The organism is Oceanivirga miroungae (assembly GCF_902505095.1).
Lineage (GTDB): Bacteria > Fusobacteriota > Fusobacteriia > Fusobacteriales > Leptotrichiaceae > Oceanivirga > Oceanivirga miroungae.
Genome location: NZ_CABWIB010000001.1, coordinates 832601 through 849717, shown reverse-complemented (window position 1 = coordinate 849717; position 17117 = coordinate 832601). Strand labels below are relative to the sequence as shown.

Sequence of the window (17117 nt, the reverse complement as noted above, 5' to 3'; positions counted from 1 at the left end):
TTCCTCTTTTGTAACCGTTCTCAATATGTATTTTAACTTGAAAATGAGAAAAGTCAAATATATATTTATAAAACCTTGTATTAAGCTTATCAAAATGATAGAATAAGTATTATTTATAATAAGTAGGAGGAAACTATGAGATTTTCAAAATTAATGGTAAAGACATATAAAGAAAGTCCAAAAGAAGCAGAAGCAATTAATCATAAGTTAATGTTAAGAGCTTCAATGATAAAGCAAATTTCAAGAGGTAATTATACATATTTACCTTTAGGATTAAAAGTAATTAAAAAAATAGAAAATATTATAAGAGAAGAGATGAATAATGCAGGAGCTAATGAAATTTTAATGCCTATAATGCAGCCAAGTGATTTATGGATAGAATCAGGTAGATTTAATGATTATGGTCCAGAGTTAATGAGATTTAAAGATAGAAATAGTAGAGATTTTGTATTAGGACCAACTCATGAAGAAGTAAGTGTTTCTGTATTTAGAGATATGATAACTTCATACAAAGATTTACCTTTAAATATGTATCAAATACAAACTAAGTTTAGAGATGAAATGAGACCTAGATTTGGACTTATGCGTGGTAGAGAATTTATAATGAAAGATGCATACAGTTATCATTTAACTAAAGAAAGTTTGGATGAAGAATATGAAAATATGAAAAACACATATATTAGAATATTTAATAGATGTGGACTTAATTTTAGACCAGTAGAAGCAGATACAGGGTCAATTGGTGGAGCTGAAAGTCATGAATTTATGGTTTTAGCGAGTGCTGGTGAAGATGATATACTTTATTCAAATGTAAGTGACTATGCAGCAAATGTAGAAAAAGCTAAGAGTATAATTGATTTAGAACAAGCTATAGAAGATAAAAAAACTATTGAATTAGTTAATACACCAGATATTAAAACAATTGATGAATTATCAAAATTCTTAAATATAGATAAGAAAAAATTAGTTAAATCTGTCTTATTAAAAGCTAACATAAAAAACGAAACTAAATACTTTATGGCTGTTGTAAGAGGGGATTTAGATGTTAATGAAATTAAGGTTAAAAATGCTTTTAAACTAAGTGTAGAATTAGAAATGGTTGAATCACATGAATTAGAAGGCTTAGGTATAGAAAAAGGATTTATGGGACCTGTAAAAGATTTAAATAAGGATGTAAAAGTTGTTATAGATGAGAGCGTAAAATACTTATATAACTTTGTAATAGGTGCTAATAAAAAAGATTACCACTATATTAACACTAATCTAGAAGATATCAGATATGACGAAGTAGCTGATATTAGAGTGGCAAAAGAAGGCGATATATCACCTGATAATAAAGGGACACTAGAAATAGCTAGAGGTATAGAAGTAGGACATATATTTAAACTTGGATATAAGTATAGTGAAGCAATGAATGCAAAAGTGTTAGATGAAAATGGACGACTTCAAACTGTAATAATGGGTTGTTATGGGATAGGAGTTAGTAGAATTGCAGCAGCAGCTATTGAACAAAATAATGATGAAAATGGAATGATATGGCCTAAAAATATTGCACCATTTACAGTAGATGTAATAGCTACAAATATTAATGATGATAAAATATATAAAGCTTCAGAAAAAATATATGAAGAATTACTAAAAGAAAATGTAGATGTAATATTTGATGATAGAAAAGAAAAAGCAGGATTTAAGTTTAAAGATGCTGATTTAATAGGAATACCAATTAAAGTAATAGTTGGTAAGAATATTAAAGATGGTTTAGTAGAATTAAAATCTAGAAAATCTAATGAAGTATTAGAAGTAAAAGTTGAAAATGTATTTGATGAAGTTTCAAAAATGTTAGAAAGTTACTAATATGTTTGAAGGTATAGAATACACTACATTACAATTTGTAGCTAATGTAGAATTTAACGGAATAGAATACGATTCAAGAAAAATAAAAGAGGGAAATATATTTATAGCAATGAAAGGAACTAATGTAGACGCAAACGACTACATTAGTTTTGCTATAAATAACGGTGCTAAAACTGTAATAACAGATAAAATTGATTTAGATATATCAAGTTACCCTAATACTAATTTTTATTATGTAAAAAATTTAAGATATAGATTAGGAGAAATTGCATCTAATCTATATAAGCACCCACAAAATAGAATAAAAATATTAGCAGTTACTGGTACAAACGGTAAAACTACAAGCACATATATATTAGAAAATGTTCTAAAAAATTCAAGTAGAATAGGAACAACTAATTATAGAATATTAGATAAAATATATGAAGCAGTTAATACAACTCCAGAATCATTAGATTTAATAAAGCTAATAGATGAAAGCGTTAGAAAAAATGTAGAATACTTTATTATGGAAGTAAGTAGTCATGCGCTATCTATGGGTAGATGTGACATGTTAGAATTTAGTGGAGCAATTTTTACTAATTTAACTCAAGATCACCTAGACTACCATAAAACAATGGAAGAGTATTTTTTAGCTAAGGCTAGAATTGTGGATTTACTAAAAAAAGATGCAAAACTAAGTATAAATATAGATGACAAAACTGTAAAAAGACTAGATGGTGATAAAACAATTAGTTTTGGAATAAGAAACGGAAATATTATCGGACGTATAATAGAAACAGGTAATGAGTATATGTACGCAGTAGTAGAATATGATAATCGTGAGTATAAGTTAAAAACTAGATTGATAGGAGAACATAACCTATATAACATACTAGGGGTTATATCAATGTTAACTAATTTAGGGATTGATATAGAAAAAATAATAGAGAGTATAGAAGAAATTAAAGCAGTTCCTGGTAGATTTGAACTTATTAAAAACAACTTAGATGCCAAAATAGTAGTGGACTATGCTCATACACCAGATGGACTAGATAATGTATTAAAAACCTTAAGAAAAATAACAAAAAAAAGGGTAATTACTTTGTTTGGAGCTGGTGGAAATAGGGATAAGACCAAACGGTCTAAGATGGCAAATAAGGCTAGTTTATACTCTGATTACATAATTTTAACTAGTGATAATCCAAGAGAAGAAGATCCATATCAAATTTTAAAAGATATAGAGCTTGGACTTATTCAATCTAATTTTAAAGACTATGAAATAATAGAAAATAGAAAAGAAGCTATAAAAAAAGCAATTTCTATGTTAAATAAAGATGATTCTTTAATGATTGCAGGAAAAGGTCATGAAGATTATCAAATTATAGGGAAGGTAAAGACTCATTTTTCTGATAAAGAGGAGGTATTAAAGTGTTTAAGTTAAATAAAGGGGATAAAATAGCAATAGTTAGTTTATCAAGCGGGATATTAGGTGAGAGCTTTTGTTCTCATCAAGTAGACTTAGCTAAAAAAAGATTAGAAGAATTAGGTTTAATACCAGTATTTATGCCAAATAGTTTAAAAGGTATAAAAGAATTAGAAGCAAATCCCATTTTAAAAGTAGAAGATTTAATTAAAGCTTTTTCTGATAAAACTATAAAAGGAATAATAACTGCCATTGGTGGAGTTGATACATATAAAACAGTAGAGTATATATTAGAAAATAAGGAATATGTAGATATAATAAAAAATAATAAAAAGTTTTTCATGGGATATTCTGATACAACAACCAATCATCTAATGTTAAATAAATTAGGTCTTAGTAGCTTTTATGGTCAGTCAATACTAACAGATATTTCTGAATTAGATTTAGATATGCTAGAGTACAGTAAAAATGCCTTATATAATCTTTTTACTGAAAATGAATTTATATATAGCCCATCTAAATATTGGTATGAAGAAAGAAAAGATTTTTCTAAAAAACAGCTAAATATTCCTAGAGTAAAACACAAAGAGCTAAGAGGCTATGAGTTGTTAAAAGGGAATAAAGTCTTTAGTGGTAGATTAATTGGAGGCTGTATAGAATCGATATGTAGATATTTAGATGAAAAGAATTTTAGTGATGTATATTTAGTTAATAGTAAGTATGGAATTATTCCAAAGGATAATAAAGAAAAAATTGTATTTTTAGAAACTAGTGAGAATAAAATATCTAAAGAACAGCTTAAATTTAATTTAGAATTATTAAAAGAATACGGATTTTTTGATAATATAAATGGACTTTTAATAGGTAAACCGCAAGATGAGATGTATTATGAGGAATATAAAAAGGTATATTTAGAAGTATTTAAAGATAGAGATATAAATATAGCGTATAACTTAAATTTTGGGCATAGTTATCCTCATATGATAATGCAGTATGATGCGATGTGTCATGTTGATTTAGAAAACAATAAAATAAAAATAGGGAGAATATAATGACAGAATTAGAAAAATCAAAAGAGATTATATCTTTTATAGCAAATGCTAAAAAAGTTACACCTTGTACTTTAATAACAGATGAAAATGTTAAAAATACATATAATTTACAAGTAATTGGAAAAGATTTAAAGTATATAATTGGTGATTATGAAGATATTAAAAAAATAATTAAAGAAAATAATTTAAAAAACTATAAACTAGAAAATGACAGAAGAAATTCTGGAGTTCCTATGTTAGATATTAAAGAAATAGATGCTAGAATAGAACCAGGTGCAATAATAAGAGATAAGGTAGAAATTGGTAAAAGTGCAGTAATAATGATGGGTGCTATCATTAACATTGGTGCTAAAATTGGAGAAAAATCTATGATAGATATGGGTGTTGTAATGGGAGGACGTGCTGTAGTTGGTAAAAATTGCCACATAGGAGCAGGAACAGTCCTAGCAGGAGTTATAGAGCCGCCTAGTGCTAATCCAGTAGTAATAGAAGATAATGTTGTAATTGGAGCTAATGCTGTTGTATTAGAAGGAGTTAGAGTTGGTAAAAATTCAGTAGTAGCAGCAGGAAGTATAGTTACAAAAGATGTACCAGAGTCTGTTGTTGTAGCAGGAACACCAGCTAGAATAATAAAAAAAGTTGACGGTAAAACTTTAAGTAAAACAGAGATATTAGATGAGTTAAGATAATGTTATCTGATAGAGTAAAAGAACTATTAAATGATACAATTAATTATTCATATATAAACTACACGGATTTTTTAACACCTAATGAGTATAAAAAATTAGGTGAAAAGTATAAGGAAATAAAAATATTCAAAAAAGGAAGGCTTAGAAAAATGTTAGCCTTTGTACCAGAATATCAAGAGGATTTAGTTGCATTCCCAATTAGTTTAGTTAAAATAGAAGTTAGTAATAAATTTAAAGAGCTTAGTAATAAAGATTTTCTAGGCTCTATAATGTCACTTAATATAGATAGAAAATATATAGGAGATATATTTGTAGAAGATAATATAGCTTATGTATATGTTTCAAATAAGGTTTTAGATATAGTTTTAAATCTTGACAAGGTTTCTAAAAATACAGCCTATATATCAGTAATAGAAGAAGAACTTGAATTAGACTTTAAATATGAAATAAAAGAATATACAGTATCTTCTATTAGGTTAGATAGTATTGTGGCTAAAATAACTAATCTAAGTCGTGAAAAAACTAAAGAATATATACTTTTAGGTGGAGTAAGCCTTGATTATGAAGAAGTATTAGACTATTCAAAAGAAGTGAAAGAAAATAGCATTATCTCAATAAAAAAATATGGTAGATATATATATGAATCAGTTATAAAACAAAGTAAAAAAGGGAAGTTTGTAATAAGAGTAAAGCAGTTTATTTAAAGGAGGCAAATGAAAAACAAAAAATTAAAAATCCTTTTAACTACCATTACTATAATTTTACTAGGCTCAGTATTTGCAGCAAATCATTTATATAATGTTGCACTTAATGTTAATACTAAAACAAGTGTTAGAGAGCAAGATGTAGAAAAAGATATAGAAGATACTAAGTATGAAGAAAATTATGAATGGTTAAAAAAACAAAATGTTAAAGAAAGAAAAATAAAATCAGTATTAAATAAAGACATATATGCTTATGAGTTAAGAAATAAGGAAGCTAATAAATGGATTATAACTGTGCATGGTTATAGTAGAAATGGACATGCAATGGCAACATTTATAAGACATTTTTATGATTTAGGATATAATGTACTATTTCCTGATTTATTAGGACACGGTAAGAGTAAAAATGATTTTTATACTATGGGATCATATGATTCAAAAGATCTAGCTAAGTGGGTAAAGTTAATAAGTAGCGAAAATAAGGAGTCTAAAATAATTTTATTTGGTGTTAGTATGGGAGCAGCAACTGTATTAAATTCACTAGATGAGAATTTAACTAAAAATGTAGTAGCATTTATAGAAGATAGTGGGTATATATCATTAGATAAATTATACACTTATCAATTAAAGAAAAACTATAAGCTAAGTAAATTCCCATTACTAAATTTAGCGTCAACTATTACAAAAATAAGGGCAGGCTTTTATTTTAAAGATGTAGATGCTAAAAAAGCACTAGAAGATAATAAAATACCAGGACTATTTTTACATGGCGAAAAAGATACATTTGTACCAATAGATAACTTAAATGAAATGATAAAATATGGTAACTTTAAAAAAGAAGTACATACATTCAAAGATGTAAAACATGTTAAGGCATATTTTGTATATGAAAAAGAATATTGGGATATTATAAGTAAGTTTTTAAAAAAGGTGGAGTAATCTCCACCTATTTCTTTATATTTCCTCTAATTTCGTTTAATAAGAATTCGTTTTGTTTTTTTACAGAAGAAAAAGCAATTTTTTTAATTATGTTATACCATTTAAGAGCTTTTTTCTGTCTTTCTAATTCTTCTAAAGTACCTTTTATTTGCATATCTAGGAAATCTTTTTCATCATAAGATAACATTATCTTTTTATATTTTTCTCTTTTTTGTCTTTTTTCAACATGAACACATTTGATAATATAATCAAAAAAATCAAATATATTAGGCATTTTTTTGTCATAAATTGCCATTTGTTTTTTTAGCTCAGTTGCTAATTGTTCTATAAATTTTTGAGAAGTTTTTGATAAGTAAACTTCAACTTTTCTACGTCCACGCCCTACTTTTTGTAGAACTTGAGTCATTTTAGCTTGATTTTTAATATTCATAATTTCCATATCAGTTACGGAATTAGGATTTACCATTTTAGATTTCATTTATTTTTCCTCCAACTTTTAGTATGTCTATATATTTTATTTCACCTTCTCTTATAAGTTCATAATTTTTATCAATATACGATACTATAGTAGAAGGAATCCCAGATAGGACATTATTAGTATAGAATATATTTTTAACATTTTCAAGTAAAGTTTTAGATAATTCTTCCTTAGTAGAAGCAGAAGGCTCACCAGAAATATTAGCGCTAGTAGTCATTAGTATTCCACCACAAGCTTCAATAATTTCTAAACTAATTTTAGAATTAGGCATTCTAATACCAACAGTATCACCTACTAAATCTTTAAATTTATCATTAGATTTGGTAATAATAGTAAGTGGACCTGGAAAAAATGTCTTTAAAATATTTTCATCAATTTTCTCATCTGTTATTTCTTTTATTTTATCTATATTAGATATTAGCGCTATTATTTTTTTTGATTTATCTCTTTTTTTTATAGCATAAATCTTTTCTATTGCCTTTTTTTCAGCAATAGCTCCAAGACCATAAACAGTATCAGTGGGAAAAATTACAAGCTCCCCATTTAAAATACTTTCAATCTTAGAATTAGTCATTTAGTTTTACCTCAATTTCTTTTGGTATTTCAAATAATCCACTAATAGCAATATCTTTATATATTCTTTCTATTGTTTCTGATAGTATATCAGCACAAGAAACTATTTCTAATTTTTCAAATTTCTTATCTTCAGGTAATTCAATAGAATCAGAAACTATTACTTTTTTAGCAACAGAATTTTGTAATCTTTCTTTTGCAGGCCCTGAAAAAACTGGGTGAGTAGCACATACGTAAACTTCTTTAGCGCCAAATTTTTTTAAGGCATCAGCTGCATTACAAATAGTACCAGCAGTATCTATTAAATCGTCTATAATTATTGCTTTTTTACCTTTTACATCTCCAATTAAATTCATAACCTCAGATACATTTGGTTTAGGCCTTCTTTTATCTATAATTGCAAGTGGAGAGTGTAACCAAGTAGCTAATGCTCTTGCTCTTTTAACTCCACCAATATCAGGCGATACTACAACTGTATCTTCAGGTGAGAATCCAGCAGTTAAGAAGTATTCTGCAAATATAGGTAATGCTTCCATGTGATCAACTGGGATGTTGAAAAAACCTTGTATTTGTCTTGCGTGTAGATCCATTGTTACAACTCTTGTAGCACCTGCTGTTGTTAGTAAATCTGCTACTAATTTAGCTGTAATTGGCTCACGCGGATGAGCTTTTCTATCTTGTCTTGCATAACCATAATAAGGAACAACTGCAACTATTTCTTTAGCAGAAGCTCTTTTTAAAGAGTCTATGAAAACTAGTAGCTCCATTATATTTTCATTTACTGGAGTAGAAGTAGATTGAATAATAAATACTTTATCCCCTCTAACAGTAGTATCTGATTTCGCAAAAGTTTCACCATCAGCAAAATGAATAATCTCACTTTTTGATAATGGAATACCTAAATTCTTAGCTATTTTTTTAGCTAGTTCAGTACTTGCTGAACCAGAAAAAATTTTAATGTTGTTTTCTTCTTTCATACCCAACTCACTTTCTTATATATCTTTTCTATTTAATACGACTTGTCTTGATCTACCAAAGGCAAGTTTTTTATCATCAACATCTTTAGTTATTACAGAACCAGCAGCAGTTAAAACTTGATTTCCAAGTGTTACTGGAGCAACTAGTATAGAATTACTACCAATAAATGAATTATTTCCTATAAATGTCTTATTTTTCTTATGTCCATCATAGTTACAAGTAATAGTTCCAGCCCCTATATTTGTATTATATCCAACAATACTATCTCCTATATAGCTTAAATGACCAATCTTTGTAGAATTTTCTATAGTAGAATTTTTAATTTCCACAAAATTTCCAATATGTACATTTTCTTTTAAATTAGCATTTGGTCTTAAATGAGCATAAGGCCCAATTGTTACATTTGATTCTATATTTGAATATTCAATAACAGAGTTATCAATAACTACATTATTTCCAATATTACTTTCTATTATCCTAGAAGAGTATATTGTAGAGTTAGAACCAATTTTTGTTTTACCTTGTATTATTGTTTGTGGATATATCGTAGTATCCATTCCTATTTCTACATCTTCTTCAATATATGTAGACATAGGGTCTATAATTATTACTCCATCAGACATTAGTTTATCTAATTTTCTTTGTCTTAAAATAGAAGATGCATAAGACAATTCCTTTTTAGAATTAACGCCTAGCATTTCATTTTTATCATTTAAAATAATTGATTTTGTCTTATAGTTATTTTGATTTAATAGTTTTATAACATCAGTTAAATAATATTCATTTTTTTTGTTATTATTATCTAACTTGTCAATAACAGATAGTAAAGCAGAAGTTTTAAATAAATAAACACCAACATTTATTTCGTTTATCTTTTTTTCTTCTAAAGTAGCATCAATTTCTTCTTTTATTTCTAATACATTTTCTCCGTCTTTAATAAGTCTACCATAGTTAGTAGGATCATCTACAACTGAGCTTAACATAACTGAATCTAATGATTCATTGTTAAATTTAGCTATCATTTGAGAAATAGTATCTTTCTTTAGTAAAGGCCCATCTGCATAAGTAATTAATACTTCACTATAATTTTTTATTTTTTCTTTAGCAATTAGTATTGCATGCCCTGTTCCAAGTTGCTGTTCTTGTACAACATAGTTAATATCAGGATATTTTTCTAGTATAAGTTCCTTTTTATGCCCTAGAATTACTAGATTATCTCCAAATACTTTTGTATTGTCCATAACAACTTCAAGCATAGTTTTACCATTAACTAAATGCAGTACTTTTGGCAAATTAGATTTCATACGAGTTCCTTTGCCTGCTGCTAGTATAAGTGATAACATTTTGCCTCCTATAAATCGTTTTTCTTATTATATCATTTTTCATTTTTTTTTTGTACTCTTTTTTTATATGAAATTGATACCAAATATGGTATAATAGTCTATATATATTTAGGGAGTGAGCAGGATGACTAAATTAAAATTAAAAGGGGTTTTTACAGCAATAGTAACGCCATTTAATAAGGATTATGAAATAGATTATATTGCATTAGAAAAATTAATAGAATTTCAAATAGAAAATAAGGTAAGTGGTATAGTCGTATGTGGAACAACAGGAGAAACTCCAACCTTATCAAACGATGAGTATAAAAGTGTTATTGAATTTGTAGTAAAAAAAGTAAATAAAAGAGTTTTAGTAATAGCAGGAGCTAGCTCAAATTCAACACTAAAAGCTCTAGAAAATGCTAAATTATGTAAAAGTTTAGGAGTAGATGCCATATTAGTTTCCGCACCATATTATAATAAGCCAACACAAAAAGGTATAATTATGCATTTTGAAAAAATCAATGAAATAGGGATACCTATTGTTATATATAATGTACCTAGTAGAACAGGTGTTAATATATTAGCTGACACAACTTACACATTATCTAAGTTAGAAAATATTGTAGCTATAAAAGAAGCAAGTGGAATAATAGAGCAAATGATAGATATAAAACTAAAGTGTAAAGATAGTATTAGTATATTATCTGGAGAAGATCATTTAATAATGCCAATGAGTGTTATTGGGTGTGATGGAGTAATATCAGTTGTATCTAATATACTACCAAAAATATTATCGGACTTTTACATTTATGATGAAAAAAAATATGAAATTCATGAGTTTTTATATGAAATAAGTAGAAGTATGTTTATAGAAGGAAATCCAGTAACAGTAAAAGAAGCAATGAGTATACTTGACTTATGTGAAAACTATGTAAGATTACCATTAGCAAATGCAAGTGAGAATACAACTAATACATTAAAAGAATTATTCAGAAAAAAGGGGTTAATACAGTGAAATTTGAAAAATATCAAGGAATAGGAAATGACTTTATAATACTAGAAAAAGATATAACAAAAGAAGAAGTAAGATTATTGTGTGATAGACATTATGGAATTGGAGCTGATGGAATTATAGTTAATAGCAAAAAAAATGGATTACCATATATGCATTTTTATAACCAAGACGGAAGTATTGCTACTATGTGTGGTAATGGAATTAGATGTTATGCCTCATATTTAGAAAGTAAAGGCGAAGATTTCTCTAAAATAGATACATTATCTGGAATAAAGCACATAAAAAAAGTTGGAGATAAATTTAGAGTAGATATGGGAGAGCCAACAGTAGATTTTACTGATAAACCTCTATTAGAAAACATTAATTTTGATGCAGTTTTTACAGGATGTCATCATTTACTAATTTATGATGATGAAAAAAAATATGGAAAAGATTTTTTAAATGAAAATAGTCATGAATTAGAAGAAGATAATAAGCTATTTCCAAATGGAACAAATGTTAATTTAGTTAGAGTGAAAGATAGAAAAAATATAGAAATAATGACTCATGAAAGAGGAGTTGGAATAACTCTAGCATGTGGTACAGGAGCAAGTGCTAGTGCATATATGTCATATAAAAAGGGACTAGTAGACAATATAGTAAATGTGAAATTACTAGGTGGAGAGCTAGAAATAGAAATATCAGAAGATAATAAAATATATATGACAGGACCAGCAAAATTTGTATATAAAGGAGAAATCTAAATGAAAAAAAATATTGCAATAGTTGGAGCTACAGGTTTAGTAGGGAGAACGTTTTTAAAAGTTTTAGAAGAAAGAAATTTTCCAGTAAATAAGCTGTATTTATACGCATCTAAAAGATCAGCTGGAAAAGAATTAGAGTTTTTATCAAAAAAATATCAAGTAATAGAGTTAACTGAAGAAAATATAAAAGATGATATAGATATAGCACTATTTTCTGCAGGAGCTAGTATTTCTGAAGTTTATGCTCCTTTATTTAATAAAAAAGGCGCAATTGTAATAGATAACAGTAGTAATTTTAGAATGAGAGAAGATATACCTTTAGTAGTACCGGAAGTAAATCCTGAAAAAATTTCAGATAGTATGATAATAGCTAATCCTAACTGTTCAACAATAACAGTTATGCCAGCATTAAAATATTTAGATGATAAGTATAAGATAAAAAGAGTGGTATATTCAACATATCAATCAGTATCAGGTGCTGGAAATGAGGCTTTAAACGACCTAGAGAGAAATTTAGTAGGTGAGAAATCAACTAAATTTTCAACTCAAATTGCTTTTAATTTGATACCACACATAGACAAATTCGATATTACGGGGTATACTAAAGAGGAGCTTAAAATGATTAATGAAACAAGAAAAATTTTAGGCAAGGAAAACTTAAAAGTAACAGCTACTTGTGTTAGAGTACCAGTTAGGTATGCACATTCTGTAAGTTGTAATGTTGAACTTGAAAATGAGTTTGACCTAGATGAACTAATAAAAGGACTTAGTGAAAAAGAAGGAGTCGTAGTATTAAATGAAAATAAAGATAATATGTATCCGATGCCTTTATTTATAGAAGGAAAAGATGAAACTTATGTGGGTAGAATAAGAAAAGATGAGTCAGTTGAAAATGGTTTAAACTTATGGATAGTTGCAGATAATATAAGAAAAGGTGCTGCAACTAACGCAATACAAATAGCTGAAAAATTACTAAATTATTAGGGGAGTGTATATGAGTGAATATATTTTAGAAATGAAAAATGTTAGGAAGACATTTTTAAATGGTAAAATTATTGCCAATGACAATATCAACCTAAAAGTCAAAAAAGGTGAAATCCATGCGATAGTAGGTGAAAATGGTGCAGGTAAGTCTACTCTTATGAAAATATTAAACGGACTTTATGATATGACAAGTGGTGAAATTTTTTATAAAGGTGAAAAAGTTGATATAGCAAGTCCAACTGTTGCAGCAAGATTAGGGATTGGAATGGTGTATCAACATTTTATGTTAATAGACACTTTAACTGTAGCAGAAAATATGGTTTTAGGATTTGAACCTAAAAAAAATGGTTTCTTATTTGATAAGCAATTAGCAAGAGAAGATGTTATAGAAGTATCTAAAAAATATGGATTAAATATTGAGCCAGATTCAAAGGTAGAAGATTTATCGGTTGGAATACAACAAAGAATAGAAATTTTAAAAATACTATTTAAGGGTGCAGAACTATTAATATTTGATGAACCAAGTGCAGTTTTAACACCACAAGAAGTAAAAGAACTTTATGTTATAATGAGAAATCTAGTTAAAGAAGGTAAAACAATTATATTTATAACACATAAATTACAAGAGGTTTTAGACTTATCTGATAACATAACAGTAATACGTCGTGGTAAAGATGTAGGTAATTTAGTTACTCAAAATGCTACAAAACAACAAATTGCTAATTTAATGGTTGGACGTGAAGTTTTATTTAATGTAAAAAAAGAAGAAGTTGAAATTGGTAATGTAGTTGTTGAGCTTAAAAATGTAAATGCTAAAAATGATCTAGGCTTTGATAAAGTAAAAGATGTTAGCTTTAGTATAAGAGAAGGAGAAGTTCTAGGGATAGCTGGTGTTGAAGGTAATGGACAAACTGAGTTAATAGAAGTATTAGCAGGATTAAGAGATGCAAATAGTGGTTCATATACTTTAAATGGAATTGATTTATTTAATAAGTCAGCTAAATACATTAGAGACAATGGATTATCACACATACCAGAAAATAGACATAAAAGAGCTACAATAAATGAATTTACTATAAAAGAAAATTTAATCTTAGGTGTATTAGATCCTTATAAAAATAAGGGTATATTAAACTATAATAAGATAAATAAATGTGTTGATGACATGATAGTGAAGTATGATATAAGACCTACAAATCCAAATGTAGTATTCTCTGGATTATCAGGTGGTAACCAACAAAAAGTTGTTGTTGCAAGAGAGCTTGAAAAAGAAAATAAATTTATAATTGCAGCTCAACCTACAAGAGGGGTTGACATAGGGGCAATTGAAATGATACATAATACAATACTTCATGAAAGAACTAAAAAGAAGGCAATATTAGTAGTATCAGCGGAATTATCAGAAATAATGTCTTTAAGTGATAGAATTGCAGTAATGTATTCAGGAAAAATAGTTGATATTTTAGATAGAAAAGATGCAACTACTGAAAAATTAGGAATACTTATGGCAGGAGGTAAATTACATGATTAAGCACAAGAAATTAAATTTATGGATAAAAGCTATTCTACCTTCAATCTTAGCTGTATTTGTTGCTCTAGTAATAGGTGGAATAATAATTACAATAAAAGGAGTAAATCCATTTAATGCATATGGAAGTATGATAAAAGCAGCATTTTATCAAACATCAACAAGATATCCATTTAATGGATTAGCAAAGACTCTAGTATATGCAACACCATTAATATTTGCATCTATGGGGGTTATGATAGCATTTAAAGCAGGTATGTTTAACATTGGTGTACAAGGTCAAATGATGGCTGGAGGAATCGGTGCAGCAATAGTTGGTTTATATTTTAATGATTATTTCTCAAATATGTATGTTGCAATTTTTGTAGCTATGTTATTTGGATTTATATGGGCTGGTATAGCAGGAGTATTAAAATCAGTATTTAGTATAAATGAAGTAATAAGTACAATAATGCTAAACTATATTATATCACCATTTCAAAACTACCTAATATCAGGTCCGATGAGAGACCAAGCATCTTCAAATGTACAAACAGTACCTATCAGTGAAGGTGTTAGAATGCCAACACTATTTCAAAGTATAACAAAACAAAGTTTAAATATTGGATTAATAATAGCAATAGTAGTATGTATACTAATATATTTCTTCTTTAAATATACAACATTAGGGTATAAGATAAAAGCGGTTGGATATAATGTAACATCAGCAGAAAATGCTGGAATAAATTCTAAATGGATTGCCTTTATATCTATGGGTATAGCAGGAGCTGTTTCAGGGCTTGCAGGAGCTGAGCGTATATTAGGAGGATCTACAAGTTATGTTTATACAGATGCTATTATGGGAGACTTTGGATTTACAGCAATAGCAGTTTCATTACTTGGAAATAATAATCCATTTGGTATAATAGTGGCTTCAATATTTTATGCAGCATTAGAAATTGGTGGTCAAAGCTTACAAATTGACTATAAATTAGATAAAGAAATTGTATATATCATACAAGCACTAATTATCATATTAGTAGCAGGGGGTAATATATTTAAGTATCTAATGAATAGAAAGGGGAAAAAATAGTATGGAAACAATAAAAATTTTACTGCAACAAACTATAATTTTAGCTCCGCCTATTTTAATAACAGCAGTAGGAGCTTGTCTTTGTGAACTATCAGGAGTTGTAAATATTGGACTTGAAGGTATGATGTTAAGTGGTGCGTTTGCTGCAGCTGTTGTAAATATATATACAGGTAATCCGTATTTAGGAATATTATTTGGTATAATAATTGGAGGATTAATATCAGTAATTCATGCAGTGATTAGTATAAATTTAAAAGGAAATCAAATAGTATCAGGGGTAGCAATTAACTTATTTGCTGTATCAATAACAGGATTTTTAATAAAAGCAATCTTTAATTCTGCAGGTTCAACTCCAAGTGCACCAAATACAGCTAATAAATTATTAGTATTAATAATCATATATTCATTAGCAATACTTACATACTTTGTAGTGTATAAGACAGTATTTGGATTAAGACTAAGATCTATTGGAGAACACCCTCTAGCAGCAGATACAGTAGGAATCAGCGTATATAAATATAGATATATGGGAGTTATACTATCAGGAATGTTTGCAGGACTTGGTGGAGCATATATGTCAACAGTTGTTTTACAACAATTTATAACAAACATGTCAGCAGGAAGAGGATTTATAGCACTAGCAGCTATGATATTTGGTAAATGGAATCCGTTAGGAGCAATACTTGCTTCATTACTATTTGCCTTTGGACAAGCATTTAGTGATTATTCAAAATCAAACGCATTAGCTGTACCACAACAATTTTTAACAATGATTCCATATATACTAACATTAATAGTATTAGTAGGATTTATAGGAAAAGCAATACCACCTAAAGCAAGTGGTAAACCATATGAAAAATAATTGATTTAAAGCAAGTGTAAAGCTTGCTTTTTATATACCCTCTAAAACATTTTACTTGACAAAATAAAAAAAAAGTTTGATAATAAAACTATATTATTATGGAGGTAAAATAAAAATGAAAAAATTAATTTCAATATTTTGTTTATTAAGTACAATGTCATTAGCACATTTTCAAATGATAAATACAGATAATTTAAATGTAGAAAACGACACAAGAAGTGTTGATTTTGATATAGTATTCACTCATCCAGCAGAACGTGGACACTCTATGGATATAGGAAAAGATATGAATGGTAATATTAAAGATGTAGTATCATTTGTAGTTAAAAAAGGTGATAAAGAAATAGAAGCAAAATCTAAGCTAGTTAAATCTAAATTTAGAGATGCTTTGTCATATAAGTTTACATTAGATAGAAAATTAGGACTTCGTGGTAGTGGTATATGGTCATTAATAATGGTTCCAAGTCCATACTATGAAGCATCAGAAGATATATATATACAACAGGTTACAAAAGTATTTTTACATAAAGGTGAATTAGTAGATGATGATATGTGGCATACTAAACAAACTAAAAAAGGTTATCCAGATATAATTTCATATATAGATCCAACAAATATTTGGGTAAATCAAGCTTTTGTAGGACAAGTAGTAGATGGAGATAATAAACCAGTAAAAAATGCAGAAATAGAAATAGAATTTAGAAACTATGATATAAAAGATGGAGATTTTTCAGATGTAGAAAAAACTAATCATAGTAGTGCTAAAATATACGCAGATGATAATGGAATGTTTACATTTATCCCAACAAAAGAAGGACAATGGGGATTTGCAGCTCTTGGTGCAGGTGGTGAAAAAACAGTTGACGGTAAAGAATTATCATTAGATGCTGTTTTATGGATACAAGTAGAAAAATAA

General features: G+C 27.8%; 17 protein-coding genes. 13 read left to right on the top strand and 4 right to left on the bottom strand.

Translation table 11 applies throughout. The annotated features are described in order from the left end of the window. The first annotated feature begins 135 nt into the window (after window positions 1–135). The 6 genes from OMES3154_RS04210 to OMES3154_RS04185 are packed head-to-tail and all read left to right on the top strand — an operon-like array spanning window position 136 to window position 6643. Window positions 136–1854 (top strand): proline--tRNA ligase, encoded by a 1719-nt coding sequence (locus tag OMES3154_RS04210; RefSeq protein ID WP_156683546.1) that lies wholly within the window; start codon window positions 136–138, stop codon window positions 1852–1854. Between the two features lies 1 nt (window position 1855). Then, the gene (locus OMES3154_RS04205; protein WP_156683545.1) at window positions 1856–3277 is read left to right on the top strand and encodes a UDP-N-acetylmuramoyl-L-alanyl-D-glutamate--2,6-diaminopimelate ligase; all 1422 of its coding nucleotides are present in this window, start codon (window positions 1856–1858) and stop codon (window positions 3275–3277) included. Beyond that, window positions 3265–4311: a S66 family peptidase gene (locus OMES3154_RS04200; RefSeq protein ID WP_197271496.1), complete on the top strand. Its 1047-nt coding sequence runs from the start codon at window positions 3265–3267 to the stop codon at window positions 4309–4311. The genes OMES3154_RS04205 and OMES3154_RS04200 overlap by 13 nt, the downstream gene beginning before the upstream one ends. Next, window positions 4311–5000, top strand: coding sequence for a 2,3,4,5-tetrahydropyridine-2,6-dicarboxylate N-acetyltransferase (gene dapD, locus OMES3154_RS04195; protein WP_156683543.1), 690 nt, complete (start codon window positions 4311–4313; stop codon window positions 4998–5000). The genes OMES3154_RS04200 and dapD overlap by 1 nt, the downstream gene beginning before the upstream one ends. Then, window positions 5000–5704 (top strand): YlmH/Sll1252 family protein, encoded by a 705-nt coding sequence (locus OMES3154_RS04190; RefSeq protein ID WP_156683542.1) that lies wholly within the window; start codon window positions 5000–5002, stop codon window positions 5702–5704. Before dapD ends, OMES3154_RS04190 begins: the two co-directional genes overlap by 1 nt. Before the next feature lie 9 nt (window positions 5705–5713). Beyond that, window positions 5714–6643, top strand: a complete 930-nt coding sequence (locus tag OMES3154_RS04185) for an alpha/beta hydrolase (RefSeq protein WP_156683541.1) — start codon at window positions 5714–5716, stop codon at window positions 6641–6643. Between the two features lie 7 nt (window positions 6644–6650). Here OMES3154_RS04185 and OMES3154_RS04180 read toward each other — a convergent pair whose 3' ends face one another. Genes OMES3154_RS04180 through glmU form a run of 4 tightly spaced genes read right to left on the bottom strand, consistent with a single transcriptional unit; the run spans window position 6651 to window position 10015 of the window. Further along, on the bottom strand, window positions 6651–7121 hold the full coding sequence (locus OMES3154_RS04180; RefSeq protein WP_156683540.1) for a viral A-type inclusion protein: 471 nt from the start codon (window positions 7119–7121) through the stop codon (window positions 6651–6653). Continuing rightward, window positions 7111–7695, bottom strand: a complete 585-nt coding sequence (locus OMES3154_RS04175; protein WP_156683539.1) for an L-threonylcarbamoyladenylate synthase — start codon at window positions 7693–7695, stop codon at window positions 7111–7113. The genes OMES3154_RS04180 and OMES3154_RS04175 overlap by 11 nt, the downstream gene beginning before the upstream one ends. After that, entirely contained in the window at window positions 7688–8671 is a 984-nt protein-coding gene (locus tag OMES3154_RS04170) for a ribose-phosphate diphosphokinase (RefSeq protein WP_156683538.1), read from the bottom strand. The genes OMES3154_RS04175 and OMES3154_RS04170 overlap by 8 nt, the downstream gene beginning before the upstream one ends. Window positions 8672–8686: 15 nt before the next feature. Further along, entirely contained in the window at window positions 8687–10015 is a 1329-nt protein-coding gene (glmU, locus tag OMES3154_RS04165) for a bifunctional UDP-N-acetylglucosamine diphosphorylase/glucosamine-1-phosphate N-acetyltransferase GlmU (RefSeq protein ID WP_156683537.1), read from the bottom strand. A 124-nt stretch (window positions 10016–10139) separates the two neighbouring features. On the opposite strand from glmU, the gene dapA reads away from it, so the two are divergent. From dapA to OMES3154_RS04130, 7 genes are all read left to right on the top strand, one after another. Beyond that, window positions 10140–11012 carry a 4-hydroxy-tetrahydrodipicolinate synthase gene (dapA, locus tag OMES3154_RS04160; protein WP_156683536.1) on the top strand — a complete coding sequence of 291 codons (873 nt, stop codon included), beginning with the start codon at window positions 10140–10142 and terminating at the stop codon, window positions 11010–11012. Continuing rightward, window positions 11009–11755 carry a diaminopimelate epimerase gene (dapF, locus tag OMES3154_RS04155; RefSeq protein ID WP_197271495.1) on the top strand — a complete coding sequence of 249 codons (747 nt, stop codon included), beginning with the start codon at window positions 11009–11011 and terminating at the stop codon, window positions 11753–11755. The genes dapA and dapF overlap by 4 nt, the downstream gene beginning before the upstream one ends. Continuing rightward, the gene (locus OMES3154_RS04150) at window positions 11756–12739 is read left to right on the top strand and encodes an aspartate-semialdehyde dehydrogenase (RefSeq protein WP_156683534.1); all 984 of its coding nucleotides are present in this window, start codon (window positions 11756–11758) and stop codon (window positions 12737–12739) included. 10 nt (window positions 12740–12749) lie between these two features. Further along, window positions 12750–14270 carry an ABC transporter ATP-binding protein gene (locus OMES3154_RS04145; protein ID WP_156683533.1) on the top strand — a complete coding sequence of 507 codons (1521 nt, stop codon included), beginning with the start codon at window positions 12750–12752 and terminating at the stop codon, window positions 14268–14270. Beyond that, the gene (locus OMES3154_RS04140) at window positions 14263–15339 is read left to right on the top strand and encodes an ABC transporter permease (protein WP_156683532.1); all 1077 of its coding nucleotides are present in this window, start codon (window positions 14263–14265) and stop codon (window positions 15337–15339) included. The genes OMES3154_RS04145 and OMES3154_RS04140 overlap by 8 nt, the downstream gene beginning before the upstream one ends. Before the next feature lies 1 nt (window position 15340). Next, a complete protein-coding gene (locus tag OMES3154_RS04135) occupies window positions 15341–16201 on the top strand; it encodes an ABC transporter permease (RefSeq protein WP_156683531.1) in 861 nt (286 codons plus the stop codon). Window positions 16202–16316: 115 nt separating this feature from the next. Next, the gene (locus OMES3154_RS04130; protein WP_156683530.1) at window positions 16317–17117 is read left to right on the top strand and encodes a DUF4198 domain-containing protein; all 801 of its coding nucleotides are present in this window, start codon (window positions 16317–16319) and stop codon (window positions 17115–17117) included.